The sequence below is a fragment of the Ruegeria sp. AL11 genome (genome assembly GCF_056540865.1).
The window spans coordinates 1-672 of record NZ_JBQFXO010000071.1 but is presented as its reverse complement, the minus strand read 5'-3'; the positions used below and the strand labels follow the sequence as shown (position 1 = coordinate 672).

The 672-nt window shown below is 65.5% G+C and carries 2 protein-coding genes and 1 pseudogene; all 3 read right to left on the bottom strand.

The features are described 5' to 3' along the window. A partial coding sequence (locus ACR0IP_RS23340) for a phage tail tube protein (RefSeq protein WP_480528186.1) occupies window positions 1-138 on the bottom strand: 138 nt, incomplete at its 3' end. A 20-nt stretch (window positions 139-158) separates the two neighbouring features. After that, on the bottom strand, window positions 159-572 hold the full coding sequence (locus ACR0IP_RS23335) for a DUF3168 domain-containing protein (RefSeq protein ID WP_480480409.1): 414 nt from the start codon (window positions 570-572) through the stop codon (window positions 159-161). Continuing rightward, a pseudogene (locus tag ACR0IP_RS23330) lies at window positions 569-672 on the bottom strand (head-tail adaptor protein); the annotation flags it as partial. The gene ACR0IP_RS23335 and the pseudogene ACR0IP_RS23330, both read right to left, overlap by 4 nt.

Sequence of the window (672 nt, the reverse complement as noted above, 5' to 3'; positions counted from 1 at the left end):
GCTTTCCAGGCTGGTGACATCCACGCTTTCGGCGTTGAAACTGATCCGCGTGGCCCGCAGGCCCGCTATGGTCTGGAACAGGCCCGTGCCGTTCATATCCACTTTGACCAACAGGTCTTTTCCGTTCTGGGCAGCCATGTGCTCTCTCCGTTGATTGCTTAGTCGTCTTCCACGCGGGCGCGGAATCTCAGGTCGATCTGGCGGATGCTGCCGCTGGTCCCGGTCCGCCGAGCCGAGGCGCGCTCGAACCACAGCCCGACCAGATGCCCGCGGCTCAGAACCAGCGGCGCATTGTCCAGCGCGTCACACACCGCCCCGGCCAGCGTCTTTGCCGCGCCAAACCCGGCGGCTTCGGACACCACCGAAACCGTAAAGCGGTGGATCGCACCCGCGCCCGACCGGTCCGAAGCGTCGCGGACCTCTTCCGGGCCCAATGTCACATAGGTCTGCGGAACCGTTCCCGTCGGCACCGCGTCATAGATCGCGCCACCGGACTGGCCGCTGACATCCGCATCCCCGGTCAGGTGCTGAAACACCGCCGCCTGCAGGGCGGCTGATACGCCATAACTCATGCCGCCACCTCTTCATCCGCGAAACAGGTCAGGTACTGGCCGCGCGCGTCGCGCTCAGCCACGGCGCGGATGACGAAACGGCGATTGCCTTCGCGAAACC

Bases quoted from the DNA above. Each gene is read 5' to 3' on its own strand.
- ACR0IP_RS23335 (WP_480480409.1), bottom strand. From the start codon at position 572: ATGAGTTATGGCGTATCAGCCGCCCTGCAGGCGGCGGTGTTTCAGCAC.